Here is a 15,406-nt window from a genome sequence, read left to right on the forward strand (position 1 = left end):
TCGCCCTGCGCGTACGTCCGTGTCGCGCGGGCCCTGCCGGGCTGGACACGCCACGGCCTCACCCCATGGTACGTGGCCTTTTCAGCCGGGGCTCGCCGGGCCGCCTAGCCCTTGTGCGGACCAGGCGAAACCTTCGCCCCCTTCTTCAGGAATCCCATGTCCTCGTAGACCGGTGTCTGGAACCCGAACGCACCCGCGTTGACCAGGTTCTTCCGCGCTCCCACCAGCTGGGGCCGCTGGTACAGCGGGATGGAACCCGCCGCCGCCCAGATACGGGAATCGGCCTTCCGGATCAGATCCCGTGCCTCGTCCTCGTCCAGCGTGGTCGCGGCCTGGTCGAAGAGCTGGTCGACCTGGTCGGTGCCGACCCGGGTGTAGTTCTGCTCGACGTTCACCGAGCCGTCCGCCGCCGGGACCGGCTTGGCGTAGACCGGCCGGGCGTCGGTCGCCGGGAAGGCGGAGGACGGCCAGGAGTACAGGGCGAGGTCGTAGTCGCCGGCGGCGATGTGGTCCTTGAAGTAGCTCTCGTCCGAGACCTTGGTGATCGTGGTCCGGATGCCGACCTGCTCCAGCATCGCCGAGATCCGCTCGGCGACCGAGTTCAGGGTCTCCGAGCCGGGCCCGGAGGGCAGGACGAAGCGCAGCGCGAGCGGTTTGCCGTCCTTGGCGAGCGGTCCGGCCGGCGCGGCGGCCGGGGCGGCCGTGCCCTTCGGGGCGTACGCGCCGGGCGCGCCGCCGTGCTTGCCCTCCTGCGCGAGGTGCTGGTCGCCGTGCTCGCGCTGGTCGCCGGTCGGCTCGTGCTGCTTGCCCTTGCCGTCGCCGTCCGTGCCGCCGTGGTCCCCGCCCGGCCCGTCGTCGTGGCCCTTGTCGTCCTCCCCGACGATGTACTCGCCGTCGTCGCCGCCGTTCGACACGTCCTCGCCGTCGTGCCCGGTGCCGTGCCCCGGGCCGTGCTCGGGACCGGCCGCCTTCTCGCCCTTCTTCTGCTCCTTGAGCGGGCCGCCGCGCACCCAGCCGGCGTCGGCGAGCAGCGCCTGTGCCTCCTTGGCGTCCTGGCCCCCGATCGCGCCGCTGCTGTCGGCGTAGGCGGCCTGCCCGGACAGGGCGAGGTGGCTGCCGACCGGGACGGCGGGCAGTCCCAGCGGGGTGAGCACCAGCCGGGCCAGCTCCACCCGGTCCAGGGCGCGGGCGACGGCCCGGCGGACCCGTTCGTCGGCGAGCGGGCCGGCGGCGCCGTTGAGGGCGAGCTGGGTGTAGGCGGGCTCCAGGGACTTGCGGACCTCGATGTCCCGCAGCGCCTGCTGCTGCTCCAGGTAGCGGGTGATGGCCTTGCGGAGCTTCTTCTTGCCGGCGTGCGCCTGGTCGGAGTCGAAGCCGTGGGCGAGCGCCCAGGCGCGCAGTTTCTTCACGGAGGTCTTGCCCCCGGCGCCCTGCAGCGGGGTGCCGGTGCCCTTCTCGCGGTGGGCGAGGCCGATCCGCTGGGCGTCGGCGGAGTCGATCTCGGCGAGGTCCACGCTGCCGTCGGCGAGCGCGGCGGCCCGCTTGTCGTGGGTCACGGCGTGCAGCACGATCTCGTTCAGCTTGGCGGGCCTGCCCCACCAGCGCGGGTTGCGGGTGAGGACGACGTCCTTCGTGGCGGTGTCGACCTTCTCGACCTTGAAGGGCCCGGCGGTGACCTTCAGCTTGCGGCGGGCGCCGTCGTTGAAGGCGTCCGGGGTGCCCATGACGTCCTTCGGGTACAGCGGGGAGAACAGCGACCGCCAGTCGGCGTACGGGCGGGAGAAGGTGACCCGGACCTGGAGGTCGTTGGCGCCGCGCTCGATCTTGGCGATCCGGTCGTATCCGGCGTTGCGGGCCGTCCAGTAGGCGCTGTTCTTGCCGGACAGGGCGCGCCACTGGGCGACGAAGTCGGCGGCGCCGATCTCCCGGCCGTCGCTCCAGACGGCCTGCTGGTTCAGCTTGTACAGCACCACCTGGCGCGGCTCGGTCTCGATGACCTCGGCCGACTCCAGGTAGGCCGCATTGGGCACCGGCCGGCCGGCCGCGTCCAGCCGGAACATGGACGGCAGCACGGCCTGGGCGATCCGGCCGGTGCCGGCGTCGGCGTCGGCCTGGAAGGTGTTCAGGGTCTCCGGTACGGCGTCCACGGCCCACTTCAGGGTGCCGCCGTCGGCGACCAGGTCCCGGGCGACCGGGGCGATGTCCTGCGGAGCGAGCGGGGTGCTGGCCACCTCCTCGTCCGCGCAGCCGGCGAGCAGCGGGACGGCCAGCGCGCCGGCGCTCAGGAGGGCGAGGGTGCGCTGCACGTGCCGCCGACGGGGGTGCCGCGATGTGCCGTCGTGCGGCTGCGGGCGCGGGTGCGTCGTGGCTCGTCGCGCAGTTCCTCGCGCCCCTTCGGGGCGCTGCCCAACACCGTCGTAGGACATCTCTGCTACCTCCGGGAAGCCACGGGCCTTATGCTCACATTTGTCGGCATATGGAGCTGATCACGTTCGGCGGTATATGGAGCTGATCAGATCTATGCGGCCACTGAAGAGGAAAGGATCCGGCAACAGCGGGCGACACGGCGACGACGGCCGGTAAGCCCACCCGTGCGGCGCAACACACCGGGCGATGCACCCGTACGCCCCGGCCAATCGCTGCACATCCCTTCACACCGGCGGGCGAGAGGCGCAACACTCCAAGGCGCATGCACGTTGCCGCCCATGGCCCGCCGGACCCGCGGAAGCGAGGGCAAGTCATGTCCGTGCACGACGACATCAACGCCGTACAGCGCTGTCTCGACGATCTCCACCGGTCGCTGGGCCGCCTGGAACACCAGCTCGGCAGCTCAGGCCTGGAGATGCGCCGGGTCCGGCTGGACGCCGACCATCTGCGCGAGAGCGTGGCACTCCTGCGGGAGGCAGCCGCCGCCCCGATCGCGTCGCACCGGCCCGACCTCGTCACCATCTCCGACACGCCCTACGACATCAGCCTGTGGACGGACACGGACGACGAGGGACTGGGCGCCCGCGACCGCCGCGCCCCCTGACCCACCCCTACCGACCGGAGTCCTGACTTGGCCACTGGTACGGAACCCCAACAGAACAGCAGCGGTGGCGTGCACACCCGTACGCGCGCCGCGATCGCCGCCCCGCACCTGCGGACCGACCGCTGGTGGCTGGCGCCTGCCGTCACCGCGGCCGGTCTGTTCGCGTTCGTCGTCTACTCGACCTGGCGGGCCTTCGCCAACGCCCACTACTACGCGGCGCCGTACGTCTCGCCGTTCTACTCGCCGTGCCTGGCGGAGAACTGCCGGACCATGCGCGCCGGGCCGAACGCCGACCTGCTCGGGGGCTGGTGGGGCATCTCCCCCGCCATCATCATCCTGATCTTCCCGCTCGGCTTCCGGCTGACCTGCTACTACTACCGCAAGGCGTACTACCGCGCCTTCTGGGCCTCCCCGCCCGCCTGCGCGGTCGCCGAGCCGCACCGCACGTACAGCGGCGAGACCCGCTTCCCGCTGATCCTCCAGAACGTCCACCGGTACTTCTTCTACGCCGCCCTGCTGGTGGCCGGCGTGCTGACGTACGACACCGTGCTGGCCTTCCGGGACACGCACTACCGCTGGGGCCACATGGGCCTGGGCACCCTGGTCTTCCTGGCCAACATCGTCCTGATCTGGGCGTACACCCTCTCCTGCCACTCCTGCCGGCACATCGTCGGCGGCAAGCTCAAGCACTTCTCGAAACACCCGGTGCGCTACCAGGCGTGGCAGTTCGTGGGCAAGCTCAACGCCCGCCACATGCAGCTGGCCTGGGCGTCGCTGCTGAGCGTGGCGCTCGCCGACTTCTACGTCTACCTCGTCGCGTCCGGGGTCTTCGACGATCCGAGATTCTTCTGATGAGTGAGGCCTTCTGATGCCCGTGGTCGACCGGCAGGAGTGGGACGTCGTCGTGGTCGGTGCCGGCGGCGCCGGGCTGCGGGCCGCCATCGAGGCGCGCGAGCGGGGCGCCCGTACGGCGGTGATCTGCAAGTCGCTGTTCGGCAAGGCGCACACCGTGATGGCCGAGGGCGGCATCGCGGCCGCGATGGCCAACGCCAACGAGCACGACAACTGGCAGGTGCACTTCCGCGACACCATGCGCGGCGGCAAGTTCCTCAACCAGTGGCGGATGGCCGAGCTGCACGCCCAGGAGGCGCCGGACCGGGTGTGGGAGCTGGAGACCTGGGGCGCGCTGTTCGACCGTACGAAGGACGGCCGGATCTCGCAGCGCAACTTCGGCGGCCACGAGTACCCGCGGCTGGCCCATGTGGGCGACCGCACCGGCCTGGAGCTGATCCGCACGCTCCAGCAGAAGATCGTCGCGCTCCAGCAGGAGGACTTCAAGGAGACCGGGGACTACGAGTCCCGGCTGAAGGTCTTCCAGGAGTGCACGGTCACGAGGGTCCTGAAGACTGTGCCAGACAGCGGCTCCGCCGCGGGCTCACGGGTGAGCGGTGTTTTCGCCTACGACCGCGAGACCGGCCGTTTCTTCGTCCTCGAAGCCCCCGCCGTGGTCGTCGCGACCGGCGGCATCGGCAAGTCCTTCAAGGTCACGTCGAACTCGTGGGAGTACACGGGCGACGGCCACGCGCTGGCGCTCCTGGCCGGTGCGCCGCTGCTGAACATGGAGTTCGTGCAGTTCCACCCGACCGGCATGGTCTGGCCGCCGTCGGTCAAGGGCATCCTCGTCACCGAGTCGGTGCGCGGGGACGGCGGGGTGCTGCGCAACTCCGAGGGCAAGCGGTTCATGTTCGACTACATCCCGGACGTCTTCAAGGACAAGTACGCCGAGTCGGAGGAGGAGGCCGACCGGTGGTACGAGGACCCGGACAACAACCGGCGCCCACCGGAGCTGCTCCCCCGCGACGAGGTGGCCCGCGCGATCAACGCCGAGGTCAAGGCGGGCCGGGGCTCGCCGCACGGCGGGGTCTTCCTGGACGTGTCCACCCGGATGCCCGCCGAGGTGATCCGGCGCCGGCTGCCGTCGATGTACCACCAGTTCAAGGAGCTGGCGGACGTCGACATCACGGCCGAGGCGATGGAGGTCGGGCCGACCTGCCACTACGTCATGGGCGGCATCGCGGTCGACTCCGACACGGCGGCGGCCCGCGGGGTGCCGGGGTTGTACGCGGCCGGTGAGGTGGCCGGCGGCATGCACGGCTCCAACCGGCTCGGCGGCAACTCCCTGTCCGACCTGCTGGTCTTCGGCCGCCGCGCCGGCTGGCACGCGGCCGAGTACGCACAGGGGCTGGCGGGCCGACGGCCGCCGGTGGACGACGCCCAGGTCGACACGGCCGCGGCGGAGGCCCTGCGGCCCTTCTCCGCCGAGGCGGAGGGCGACGGCACGGCGGGCCCGCCGGAGAACCCGTACACGCTGCACCAGGAACTCCAGCAGGCCATGAACGACCTGGTCGGCATCATCCGCCGCGAGGGCGAGATGGAGCAGGCCCTGCACAAGCTGGCCGAGCTGCGGACCCGGGCCCGGCGGGCCGGTGTCGAGGGCCACCGCCAGTTCAACCCCGGCTGGCACCTCGCCCTCGACCTCAGGAACATGCTGCTGGTCAGCGAGTGCGTGGCCCGGGCCGCACTGGAGCGCACCGAGTCGCGCGGCGGGCACACCCGCGAGGACCATCCGGCGATGGACCGGGCCTGGCGGAACGTGAACCTGCTGTGCACCCTCGCCGACCCCTCCGGCGGCCTCGCCGCGACCGACCCCGCCCGGGGCCAGATCCGCCTCAGCCGCGAGACCACCGACCCCATCCGCCCGGACCTGCTCGCCCTCTTCGAGAAGGAGGAGCTGGTCAAGTACCTCGCCGAAGAGGAGCTGTACGAGTGAGCAGCTACGAAGCCCGCTTCAAGGTGTGGCGGGGCGACGAACAGGGCGGCGGCCTACAGGACTTCACGGTCGAGGTGAACGACGGCGAGGTGGTCCTGGACATCGTCCACCGCCTCCAGGCCACCCAGGCACCCGACCTGGCCGTGCGCTGGAACTGCAAGGCGGGCAAGTGCGGTTCGTGCTCGGCGGAGATCAACGGCCGCCCGCGGCTGATGTGCATGACCCGCATGTCGGTCTTCGACCGGGCGGAGACGATCACGATCACCCCGCTGCGCGCCTTCCCGGTGATCCGGGACCTGGTGACGGACGTCGGCTTCAACTACGAGAAGGCCCGGGAGATCCCGGCGTTCGTGCCGCCCGCCGGCCTGGGGCCCGGCGAGTACCGCATGTACCAGGAGGACGTGGACCGTCCGCAGGAGTTCCGCAAGTGCATCGAGTGCTTCCTGTGCCAGAACACCTGCCATGTGGTGCGCGACCACGAGGAGAACAAGCGGGCGTTCGCCGGGCCGCGGTACCTGATGCGGGTCGCCGAACTCGACATGCACCCGCTGGACGCGGCGGCCGACACCGGCCTGGACCGCGGGCGCACCGCCCAGGACGACCACGGCCTCGGCTACTGCAACATCACCAAGTGCTGCACCGAGGTCTGCCCCGAGGGCATCAGGATCACCGACAACGCCCTGATCCCGCTGAAGGAACGCGCGGTCGACCGCAAGTACGACCCGCTGGTGTGGCTGGGCTCGAAGATCAGGAGGCGGTCCGCAGCGGACCGAGCGCCCGCTGAAGATCGAACTCCGCGATCCCCCGCATGACGTCCGGCTCCGGGAAGTCGCCGTAGAGCAGCCGCAGCGGCCCGGCGACCAGGCCGAGGTGCATCGCGAGCCGGTACAGCTCCCTGCGGTCGTCGTCGAGGCCGGCGGTGCGCAGCACGTGCTCACTCGGCGTCGAAGTACATCCGCCCTTCGATGTCGGTGAGCGCGGGATCGCCGTCCGGGGTCACCAGGACGTGGGCGGGCCGAGTTCGCCGTGCACGAGGGAGGTGCGGGCGCGCGGCACGACGGCGGCCCGCAGCTCCCGCACCCGCTCCGTCAGCGCCCGGCGCACCGCGCGCACCCGGGGGTCGCGCTCGGCGGCGGCCGCGATGTCCCTGGCCGCCCGGTCGGCGACGACCTGCTCGCAGGAGCCGCCGTACGCCGTCCCGCCCTGCTCCACCAGGGCGGCCTTGCCGTGCCCGGCGGCCGTGCACTCCCGCAGCGCGCGGAGGTCGGGCTCAGGCCCGCCCCAGTAGTCCTCCTCGGGGGGATCAGACGTACGCCGCGGTGGGCGTGGGCGGGTGTCATGGCGTACGGACCCAGTCCTTCCGATAGGCGGCCCAGTCATCCTCGGTGGCGGCGAAGTCGACGTACAGGGCGACGCCGAAGGTGCGCCGGTCCGCGTCCGTGCGGGACAGGCCCAGCCGTACGCCCCGCACGGCCGCGGGGACGGTCTCGGCGTGCGCCCAGTGCCCGAACCGGTTCTCGTGGTAGAAGGGCAGGCCCATCAGGAGGTCGGTGCCGTCCGGGGTGACCTCCAGGGCGAGGCTGGTCTGCTGCGCCACATAGCCGCCGTACAGGCTCTGCAGCGGCTGCATGGTGTCGTACGACATGACGGCGATCTGGTCCACGCGGCGGGCCACCTGCCCGAAGTACGCCTGCGACCACCACTTGGGGTGGCCGGTGGTGGCACTCCAGAAGGAGTGGAACGCCGGCAGCGGGTCGATCTGGTGGGCGGCGACGGAGAGGACGGCGCCCCGGGCGTGGGTGAGCGCGCGCAGGTCGTCGAGGAGACCCAGGTAGTCGCGGTCGCCGGAGTGCAGCGGTTCGAGGTCGAAGTGGGCGCCCTGGAAGCCGGCGGCGAGGACGCTGCGGGTGGAGTCGAGGATCGCCGCGCGGGTGGCCGGGCGGCCCAGACGCAGGCCGTCGGGGCCCTCGCTGGCCAGCTTGTCGCCGAGCCAGGCCTGGACGCGGACGCCGGGCAGCTCCCGGTGGACGGCCGCCGTCAGCCAACGGGCCTTCCGGTACGCCGACGCGGGCAGGGTGCCGTCGTGTTCCAGGGGGCCGGAGTGGACGTACAGATCACGGATGCCGGTGCCGCGCAGCCGGTCGGCGAGGGCCTCGACGTCCCGGTCGCTCTTCCGCCCGTCCACCCAGGCATGCCCCAGCCAGAGGGCGTCCCGGTGCCGGGTACGGGTGCCGGGGGCCGGATCGCCGGTGTAGTTCAGCCGGAGGGCCGTCTCGGCGGTGAGGAGCGGGAGCAGGAGGACGGCGAGGAGGAGAGCGGCGATGCGGAGGGAACGGCGCTTGCGGGAGGGGGGCTGGGGAGAGGGGGGCTGGGGAGAGGGCGGCTCTGGCTGCACCGCTGCCTGCTCCCCCGTCGCGTTCTCGTCCATCCCGCCCCCCTGTCCGTCTGGTCCCCCACCCGTATCCGTCCCGCTCGCGGAGCCGTCTACCTGCCCATACGCTCCGAAATGTGACGTCCTCCCTGATCCGGGGCCGGCCCCGGCGTGCCACCGCGCACATACCGGTGCGGGTGACGCAAGCCGTGCTGGGTGCCCTGGCGGGAGCCGGGTGGCTGGTGTTGCCGGTGATGACGGTCGAGGCCCATGATCCGGTTCCCGTGGCCTCGGCCGGCGCGGTGGCGGGTGCGGCCGCCCCGCAGCAGGACGGGACGTCGGCCGCCGACCTGGTGCTGCCGCTCGTTGCCGGGGTGACGGCCGTGGCCCTGGCCGGGTACGGCTACCTGCGGCGCACCCGCCGGGCCCGGACCCGGACCACTCCGGGGACCGTCTCGGCGCAGCCGCCCGTGCCCACCCCGGCCGACTCCGAGCGTCAGGCGCGGGCGGCACTGCGGCTGGCCGACGACTGCGTGCGGGCCGGCAGGGAGGAACTGTGCCTCGTCCGGGAGCTGTTCGGGGAGAAGCAGACCGAGCCGTTCACGCATGCGCTGCGGGCCGCCGAGACCGAGCTGTCCGCGGCGTTCGCGATCTGGCGGCGGTACGAGGAGGGCGTACCGGAGGAGGCGAGCGCCCGGCGCCAGGCGCTGGTCGGGGTGATCGGCCGCTGTGCGGAGGCCGGCCGCCGGCTGGACGCGGAGGCGGCGGCGCTGGACCGGTTGCGCGGGCTGGACGGGGCGGAGGAGGGCGGCGACCGGGGGGTGGAGGCGGCACTGGTGGTGGCCGAGGAGCGGTTCCGGGAGCTGGCGGCGCGGGCGGTGACCGCCCAGGAGAAGCTGGCGACGCTCCGGGAGCGGTACGCGCCCTCGGCCGGCGGGCCCGTCGCCGGGTACGTCGAACAGGCCAAGGACCGGCTGCTGTTCGCCACCGCGCGGCTCAACGAGGCCCGCCAGGCCGCCGACGCGGGCGACCGGGGGCGGGCGGTCCGGCAGTTGCGGGCCGGTGAGGGGGCGGTGGTCCAGGCGGGGGTGCTGGTGGACGGGGTGGAGCGGCTCGCGGCGCAGCTGCGGGAGGCGGCCGCACTGGTGCCGGCCGCGCTGACCGGCGCGGAGGCGGAGCTGGCGGCGGCCCGGGGCGGTACGGAGCGGACCACCACGGCTGAGCCGCACGCGCGGCCGGCGCACGCCGACGTGGTGCTGGCGGCGGTCCGCGAGGAGCTGACGGGCGGGCCGTACGATCCGCTGGACGCGCTGCGCCGGATCACCCGGGCCGCCCAGCGGCTGGACGGGGCGCGCTCGGGGGTGCTGGACACCGCGGCGCTGCTCGTGGCGCGGAGTTCCGTCGCCGGCGCGGAGGAGTTCATCGCCGTGCACCGGGGGGCGGTGGGCGCGGAGGCCCGGGCCCGGCTGGCGGAGGCGGTGCGGGAGCTGGGCGCGGGGAACACCGCCCGGGCCGATGCGGCGGCCGGGGAGGCACGGGAGCTGGCCGAGCGGGACGTACGGGCGTACGGCACCCCCTGCCTCGGCACCGAGGCGGCCACGGCCGGTCTGGCCGGCGCCGTCCTCGGCGGGATCCTCCTCGCCGAAACCCCGGACGCCGGCCCCCCGGCAAGCTACGGCGGCCCCCGAACCCGCTCCCGCCGTCACGCCTAGCCCCTGCGTGGGAGTCGAGGCAGGTCGTGGGCGGGGTCAGAACAGGCTCAGCAGGGCTTCTGCCGGGTCGGTCAGGGTGCCCTCGCCGCCCGGGAGGGGTAGCTCGAACCACACCGTCTTGCCTCGGGGGGTGCGCCGGGAGCCCCAGGCCGCGCTGAGCAGGCCGACCAGTTGCAGACCCCGGCCGCCCTCGTCGGTGTCCCGGGCCCGTCGGCGCCGGGGCTGGACGAGGCCGGCGTCCCAGACCTCGCAGACCAGGGTGCGGTCCAGCAGCAGCCGGAGCCGGATGTCCCCCTCGCCATACCGCAGCGCGTTCGTCACCAGCTCGCTGACCAGCAGCTCCGTGGTGTCGACCAGCGGCTCCAGGTCCCAGGAGAGCAGCTGGCCACGGGCGTACTCACGGGCCCGCCCGACACTGCGCGGCTCGCGCGGCAGCGTCCAGTCGCCGACGGACTCGGCGGGCAGCCCCTGCACCCGGGCCATGAGCAGGGCGATGTCGTCCTCGCCGTGGTGGGTGTCGAGGGTGTTGAGGACGTGGTCGCAGACGTCCTCCAGGGGCCGGCCGGGCTCGGTGAGCGCGCCCACGAAGGCCTGCAGGCCCTCGTCCAGCGGGTGGTCGCGGGACTCGACCAGGCCGTCCGTGTAGAGCGCGAGCAGCGCGCCCTCGGGGAGTTCGACCTCCACCTCCTCGAACGGCTCGCCCCCCACGCCGAGCGGCATGCCGGGCGGCACGTCGAGCATCAGCGCCGCCTCGCCGGGCTCCACCAGGACCGGTGGCAGATGGCCGGCGTTGGCGAACGTACAGCGTCGGGTGACGGAGTCGTACACGGCGTACACGCAGGTCGCCAGGTACACCTCGGAGAGGTCGGCGTCCCGGGGCTGGCGGGCCGTACGGGTGGCCTGCTGGACGCCGCCGGGCGTGCCGAGGCCGCGCGCGATCTCGTCCAACGCCGAGAGGACTTCCGCCGGTTCCAGGTCCAGCAGGGCCAGGGTGCGTACGGCGGTGCGCAGTTCGCCCATCGCGACCGCCGCCCGCAGGCCCCGGCCCATGACGTCCCCGACGACCAGGGCCGTACGGTGGCCGGGGAGTTCGATGACGTCGAACCAGTCGCCGCCCACCTCCGTGGCCGCGTTGCCGGGCAGATAGCGGCAGGCGATGTCCAGGCCGGAGGCCTCGGGGTCGCCGGGCGGCAGCAGGGACCGTTGCAGTATCAGCGCGCGTTCGTGTTCCCGGCGGTACAGGCGCGCGTTGTCGATGCAGACGGCGGCCCGCGCGGCCAGTTCGACCGCGAGCTCCCGGTCGCGCTCGCCGAACGGCTCGCTGCCCTTCGTACGGGCGAACTGCGCGAGTCCCACCACCGTGTCGTGGGCGACCATCGGCACGGCCAGCGTGGACTGCACGAGCCCGCCCTCCTCGGCGGGCACGTGCTGCGGCCGGGCGGTGCGCAGGGCGTCCGCGCAGGGCGAGTTGAACGGGAAGTGGTGGACAGCGCCGACCTCGACGGACTTGCCGGAGCTGCTGAAGGGCGCGCCGGAGACTGCGCTGGCGAAGGCGACGCGGCGCAGTTCGGCGCTGCCGTCGGCGAGACCGGGCGGGGTCTCGTCGCCGGCCAGCAGGCCCTGGTAGAGGTCGACGGTGGCGAGGTCGCAGAAGCCGGGGACGACCACGTCGAGGAGTTCGCGGGCCGTGGTCTCCAGGTCCAGGGAGTTCCCTATGCGGGCGCCGGCCTCGTTGAGCAGCGCGAGGTTGCGCCGGGCGGCGGCGGCCTCGCGGGCGGCGGCCCGGCGGGCGGTGATGTCGGTGCCGAGCCAGGCGATGCCGATGGGCCGGCCGCTGCCGCTGTGCACGCGGTAGAGGTTGACGGACCAGTGCCGGCGTTCCTCGGAGCCCGGGACGAAGCCGGTGACGTGCATGTCGGTGATGGACTCGCCGGACTCCAGCACCCGCCGCAGCGTGGCCGAGACCCGCTCGGCCTCGCCGCGCGGCAGATAGTCGTGAACTCCCTTGCCCCGGTGGTCGTCCGGGGTTCCGCCGAAGATGGAGGCGAACCGCATGTTCGCCCGGCGGACCCGCAGGTCGACGTCGATCAGCAGGAAACCGAAGGGGGATTGACCGAAAATCGCCTGCGAGGCGGCGAGGTCGGTCTCGATGCTGCGCAGCGTGCGGACGTCCACGACGATGCAGACGGCGGCCTTCTCGCCCTCGGCGGTGCGCGTCGGCATGACGTAGACCTCGGCCAGACCCTCCTCGCCCCGGCTGCCGTCCGGACCGCCCGGCACCCGGAACGGCACTACTCCGGTCCACTCGCGCCCGTCGAGGATTTCGGCCATCTTCCGCTGGCCGCGCTCGCGCAGGTCGGGGTCGATGAAAGCCTCTATCGGGTCCATGCCGACGGCGCGTTCGGCGGGGATCCCGAAGAGCTGCTCGGCGCGCAGGCTCCACTGCTCGACCAGCCCGCCGGGACCGATGGCGAAGGACGCGACCTTGATGTAGTCATAGATCGAACCGGGCGGACTGCTCTGCCACATGGCGTCACCGGACGCCGCGGAAGCCTCCACGGCCTGACTCCTCGCGCCGTCCGACGGGTCCTCGGACTCCGTGGCCTTCGCTGGTATCTCGCTCACGCGAACCGTCCCCTCCAGCTCACCGCGTCCGGCACCGGTCACCGGGGGCGGCTGCCCGCAGTATCCAGCACTACGGCGCCGCACGACACGGTGTTCACGATCACAGCTCGGTCCAGGTGGTTTTCGGACCGGTCCGTGACAACACTTCCACTCTTCTAACCAGGGAACACACCGCCGAACCACCCCTCGCCGGACCGCGTGCGCCCCCGGCGCGCACGACGGACGGCACGCCGACTGCCGTACACCCCCGTGCCCCTGCGGCTGCTGCGGCGTCACCCGGGTACCGCCAGTTCGAACCAGACGGTCTTTCCGCCCGCGCCGGGCCGGGTGCCCCAGCGCCGTGAGGAGCCCGCCACCAGCTGGAGACCGCGTCCGCTCTCGTCCTCGGGCTGCGCGACGCGCTCCCGCGGCGGGTCGGGGAGCGGGTCGGAGACCTCCACACGCAGGATGTCGGCGGGCTCGGCGGGGCGGACCAGCCGTACACCGATGGGGCCGGTGGCGTGCCGCAGCGAATTGGTGACCAGCTCGCTCACCAGCAGGGCGGCGAGATCGGCGAGGCAGTCCAGGCCCCAGCCGTGCAACTGGCCCCGGACCGCCGCACGGGCGCTGCGCACGGCGCCCGGTTCCGCGGGAAAGGACCACTCGGCGCAGTCGCCACCCGTGTCGATCACGCCGATCACTTCCCAGGCCAGCGAGCCCACCCATGTCCGGTTTCATGGGGTTAATGGGCACATACCCGATATCCGGGTGGCAGTACCGCGTGAGAGGGCGCACTGTGGCACGAACGGGCGCGCTCCGCTCGGGGGCCGTGCGTCCAGGCCGTGGCGTTCGGATCGGGCCGGCCGCGAGGGACGGCGCCTCGGGGTCAAGCCGAGCGGGGCCTGGTGCGTACAGCTGCAAGACGGAGGAGGGCGCCGACGCGAGGGCGATCCCCCGCGCGAGCACAGCCGAGCGTGGGGGAGTTGGCAACCGACGGCAACACGGCAGATGTGTGTGCCAGGCCCCGCGACGCCGGGATGATCCGAACGACAGGGCCTAGGGGCTTGCGGGGCTGCGGCCCGCACCCCATCGGGCGGACACCTCCCGCACGGCCGGGACGTCCTGGTCGAGCCAGTCGACCTCCCAGATCCGGTCCGGGGTCAGCCAGCGCAGCTCGTCATGGTCCTGGAGGGGGCTCGGCGCGGGCGAGCCGGGGCGCAGGCGGGCGGTCCACACCTGGAGGACGTACGGCGCCCGAAGCGGCCACTGCCCCGGCACCCGCCGGACCGGCTCGGCGTCGACGCCCAGCTCCTCGCGCAGTTCGCGCACCAGGGCGTCCTCGGGCCGCTCCCCCGCCTCGACCTTGCCGCCGGGCAGCTCCCAGCGCCCGGCCAGGTCCGCGGGGGCGCTGCGGCGGGCGGCGAGCAGCCGGCCGCCGTCGAGCAGGGCGGCTCCCACCACCACGATCCGGTCCGCTTCGGGAGTCATGCGCGTCATGGAGCGGAGCCTACGGGAGCCCGCGCGCGCTCAGTTCTGGGTGCCGTCCCCGTTCTGGCCGATGCGCTCGACCCAGTAGAGCTGCTTGTGCCCCCGGTCGTCGAGGCTGTCGGCGATCTTCTGCGCCTCCGCGCGGGTCGCATAGCGGCCGACCCGGTAGCGATTGCCGTTGTCGTCCTGCCGTATCACGATCCAGGGGAGGGAGACCGTGCCCTCACTCATGGCCCCCACCGCCCGCGTTCCTTCTCGCACCGCCCCGCCCTCCCCCACTCCGGGGCCCCCGCCGCGCCCCGCCTAAGGAAACCGCAATCCGCATATGCCCGAGCGTACGCCCAACCTTTACGCTGCGAATACGACTTTTCACAAAGAGGTACGCAACCAGCCAGAACGCCGGGGGCGCACGGGGCCGAATGCGCCGTCGCGAAGTCCGTTGCCGGGGGTCGGGGGCATGACAGGGGCACCAGGGACCACCTGCGAAAACGGCCGGATTGCTGCGGCTGGGGAGGAAGCGGACAGGGCCGGACGGCGGCGGGCGGCGCGTCAGGGTGTGCGCTACCTCACGCAAAGGGGCGCGCGAAGCACCCGCCGTCCGGGCGGGGGCGGTTACTTCACGGGCAGATGGTAGGAGACCTGGTAGCGGTCGGCCGGGATGACGACGTCGGCGGTCTCCACCGGGCGGCCGGAGGCGAAGTAGGTGCGCTGGACGACCAGAACCACGTGCCCGGGGACGCCGCCGAGCAGATGCAGTTCCTCGGCGAGGCCGGGGCGGGCGCCGACCTCCTCGGTGACGTTGTCCACGATGACGTCGATGGCCCGCATGCGCTCGACCACGCCCATCCCGCCGAGCGGCCCCTCCTCGGGCAGCATCACCGGGGTGCGGCCGGTGACGGCGAGGGGCTCCCAGGAGGTGGAGAGCATCATCGGCTCGCCGGCGTCCCGGAAGAGGTACTTGGTGCGCATGACCCGGTCGCCGGTCGGGATCGCGAGCCGCTCGGCGATGGCCGCGCCGGCCTCGGTCTGCTCGCTGCTGGACTCCCAGGTGCCGCGCACCGAGGCGTCGGACTGCTCCTGCCGGAACGGGGTGGCGCCGCCCGCGGGCCGGTATCCGGAGCGGGCCACCCGGCGGGGCACGGGCCGCTCGCGCACATAGGTCCCCGAGCCGGAGCGGCCCTCGACCAGCCCCTCGGCCATGAGCACCTTGCGGGCCTCCAGGGCGACCGTGTCCGAGACGCCGTACTCCTCGCGGATGCGGGCCTGGGAGGGGAGGCGGGTGTGGGGCGGGAGTGAACCGTCGACGATCTTCTTGCGGAGATCACCCGCGACACGCAGGTACGCCGGCTGCTCACCGAAAGTCACTGGCC

The 15,406-nt window shown here is 73.0% G+C and carries 14 protein-coding genes; 5 read left to right on the forward strand and 9 right to left on the reverse strand.

Annotated features, from left to right (window positions below; genetic code table 11):
• Positions 1-104: 104 nt before the first annotated feature.
• The gene (locus tag ACIP4Y_RS14935) at positions 105-2,426 is read right to left on the reverse strand and encodes an ABC transporter family substrate-binding protein (RefSeq protein ID WP_401392708.1); all 2,322 of its coding nucleotides are present in this window, start codon (positions 2,424-2,426) and stop codon (positions 105-107) included.
• Positions 2,427-2,740: 314 nt separating this feature from the next.
• On the opposite strand from ACIP4Y_RS14935, the gene ACIP4Y_RS14940 reads away from it, so the two are divergent.
• From ACIP4Y_RS14940 to ACIP4Y_RS14955, 4 genes are read left to right on the forward strand one after another with little or no spacing between them, the layout of a single operon-like run.
• Complete coding sequence (locus tag ACIP4Y_RS14940) at positions 2,741-3,031, forward strand: hypothetical protein (RefSeq protein WP_401392711.1); 291 nt, start codon at positions 2,741-2,743, stop codon at positions 3,029-3,031.
• A gap of 27 nt (positions 3,032-3,058) precedes the next feature.
• Complete coding sequence (locus tag ACIP4Y_RS14945) at positions 3,059-3,883, forward strand: hypothetical protein (protein ID WP_401392714.1); 825 nt, start codon at positions 3,059-3,061, stop codon at positions 3,881-3,883.
• Between the two features lie 16 nt (positions 3,884-3,899).
• A complete protein-coding gene (locus ACIP4Y_RS14950; protein ID WP_401392717.1) occupies positions 3,900-5,861 on the forward strand; it encodes a fumarate reductase/succinate dehydrogenase flavoprotein subunit in 1,962 nt (653 codons plus the stop codon).
• Positions 5,858-6,673 (forward strand): succinate dehydrogenase/fumarate reductase iron-sulfur subunit, encoded by an 816-nt coding sequence (locus ACIP4Y_RS14955; RefSeq protein ID WP_401392720.1) that lies wholly within the window; start codon positions 5,858-5,860, stop codon positions 6,671-6,673. Before ACIP4Y_RS14950 ends, ACIP4Y_RS14955 begins: the two co-directional genes overlap by 4 nt.
• Here the strand turns inward: ACIP4Y_RS14955 and ACIP4Y_RS14960 are convergent.
• The 3 genes from ACIP4Y_RS14960 to ACIP4Y_RS14970 form a co-directional block, all read right to left on the reverse strand.
• Entirely contained in the window at positions 6,609-6,791 is a 183-nt protein-coding gene (locus ACIP4Y_RS14960) for a hypothetical protein (protein WP_401392723.1), read from the reverse strand. The two genes, ACIP4Y_RS14955 and ACIP4Y_RS14960, sit on opposite strands and share 65 nt — an antisense overlap.
• Before the next feature lie 66 nt (positions 6,792-6,857).
• Entirely contained in the window at positions 6,858-7,073 is a 216-nt protein-coding gene (locus tag ACIP4Y_RS14965) for a hypothetical protein (protein ID WP_401392726.1), read from the reverse strand.
• A 124-nt stretch (positions 7,074-7,197) separates the two neighbouring features.
• Positions 7,198-8,289, reverse strand: coding sequence for a hypothetical protein (locus ACIP4Y_RS14970; RefSeq protein WP_401392729.1), 1,092 nt, complete (start codon positions 8,287-8,289; stop codon positions 7,198-7,200).
• Positions 8,290-8,369: 80 nt separating this feature from the next.
• Here ACIP4Y_RS14970 and ACIP4Y_RS14975 point away from each other — a divergent pair, with 80 nt between their 5' ends.
• The gene (locus ACIP4Y_RS14975) at positions 8,370-9,944 is read left to right on the forward strand and encodes a hypothetical protein (protein WP_401392732.1); all 1,575 of its coding nucleotides are present in this window, start codon (positions 8,370-8,372) and stop codon (positions 9,942-9,944) included.
• A gap of 36 nt (positions 9,945-9,980) precedes the next feature.
• On the opposite strand, the gene ACIP4Y_RS14980 is transcribed toward ACIP4Y_RS14975, so the two are convergent.
• From ACIP4Y_RS14980 to ACIP4Y_RS15000, 5 genes are all read right to left on the reverse strand, one after another.
• Positions 9,981-12,569 (reverse strand): SpoIIE family protein phosphatase, encoded by a 2,589-nt coding sequence (locus ACIP4Y_RS14980; RefSeq protein WP_401392735.1) that lies wholly within the window; start codon positions 12,567-12,569, stop codon positions 9,981-9,983.
• A gap of 272 nt (positions 12,570-12,841) precedes the next feature.
• The gene (locus tag ACIP4Y_RS14985) at positions 12,842-13,270 is read right to left on the reverse strand and encodes an ATP-binding protein (protein ID WP_401392738.1); all 429 of its coding nucleotides are present in this window, start codon (positions 13,268-13,270) and stop codon (positions 12,842-12,844) included.
• A gap of 334 nt (positions 13,271-13,604) precedes the next feature.
• Entirely contained in the window at positions 13,605-14,045 is a 441-nt protein-coding gene (locus ACIP4Y_RS14990; protein WP_401392741.1) for a (deoxy)nucleoside triphosphate pyrophosphohydrolase, read from the reverse strand.
• 30 nt (positions 14,046-14,075) lie between these two features.
• A complete protein-coding gene (locus ACIP4Y_RS14995; RefSeq protein WP_030649874.1) occupies positions 14,076-14,267 on the reverse strand; it encodes an SPOR domain-containing protein in 192 nt (63 codons plus the stop codon).
• A gap of 381 nt (positions 14,268-14,648) precedes the next feature.
• Entirely contained in the window at positions 14,649-15,401 is a 753-nt protein-coding gene (locus tag ACIP4Y_RS15000; RefSeq protein ID WP_401392744.1) for a GntR family transcriptional regulator, read from the reverse strand.
• Between the last annotated feature and the right edge of the window lie 5 nt (positions 15,402-15,406).

This window comes from Streptomyces sp. NPDC088810 (assembly GCF_044750305.1).
Taxonomy (GTDB): Bacteria; Actinomycetota; Actinomycetes; order Streptomycetales; family Streptomycetaceae; genus Streptomyces.

Bases quoted from the DNA above. Each gene is read 5' to 3' on its own strand.
- ACIP4Y_RS14935 (WP_401392708.1), bottom strand. From the start codon at position 2,426: ATGTCCTACGACGGTGTTGGGCAGCGCCCCGAAGGGGCGCGAGGAACT.
- ACIP4Y_RS14940 (WP_401392711.1), top strand. From the start codon at position 2,741: ATGTCCGTGCACGACGACATCAACGCCGTACAGCGCTGTCTCGACGAT.
- ACIP4Y_RS14950 (WP_401392717.1), top strand. From the start codon at position 3,900: ATGCCCGTGGTCGACCGGCAGGAGTGGGACGTCGTCGTGGTCGGTGCC.
- ACIP4Y_RS14970 (WP_401392729.1), bottom strand. From the start codon at position 8,289: ATGGACGAGAACGCGACGGGGGAGCAGGCAGCGGTGCAGCCAGAGCCG.
- ACIP4Y_RS14990 (WP_401392741.1), bottom strand. From the start codon at position 14,045: ATGACGCGCATGACTCCCGAAGCGGACCGGATCGTGGTGGTGGGAGCC.
- ACIP4Y_RS14995 (WP_030649874.1), bottom strand. From the start codon at position 14,267: ATGAGTGAGGGCACGGTCTCCCTCCCCTGGATCGTGATACGGCAGGAC.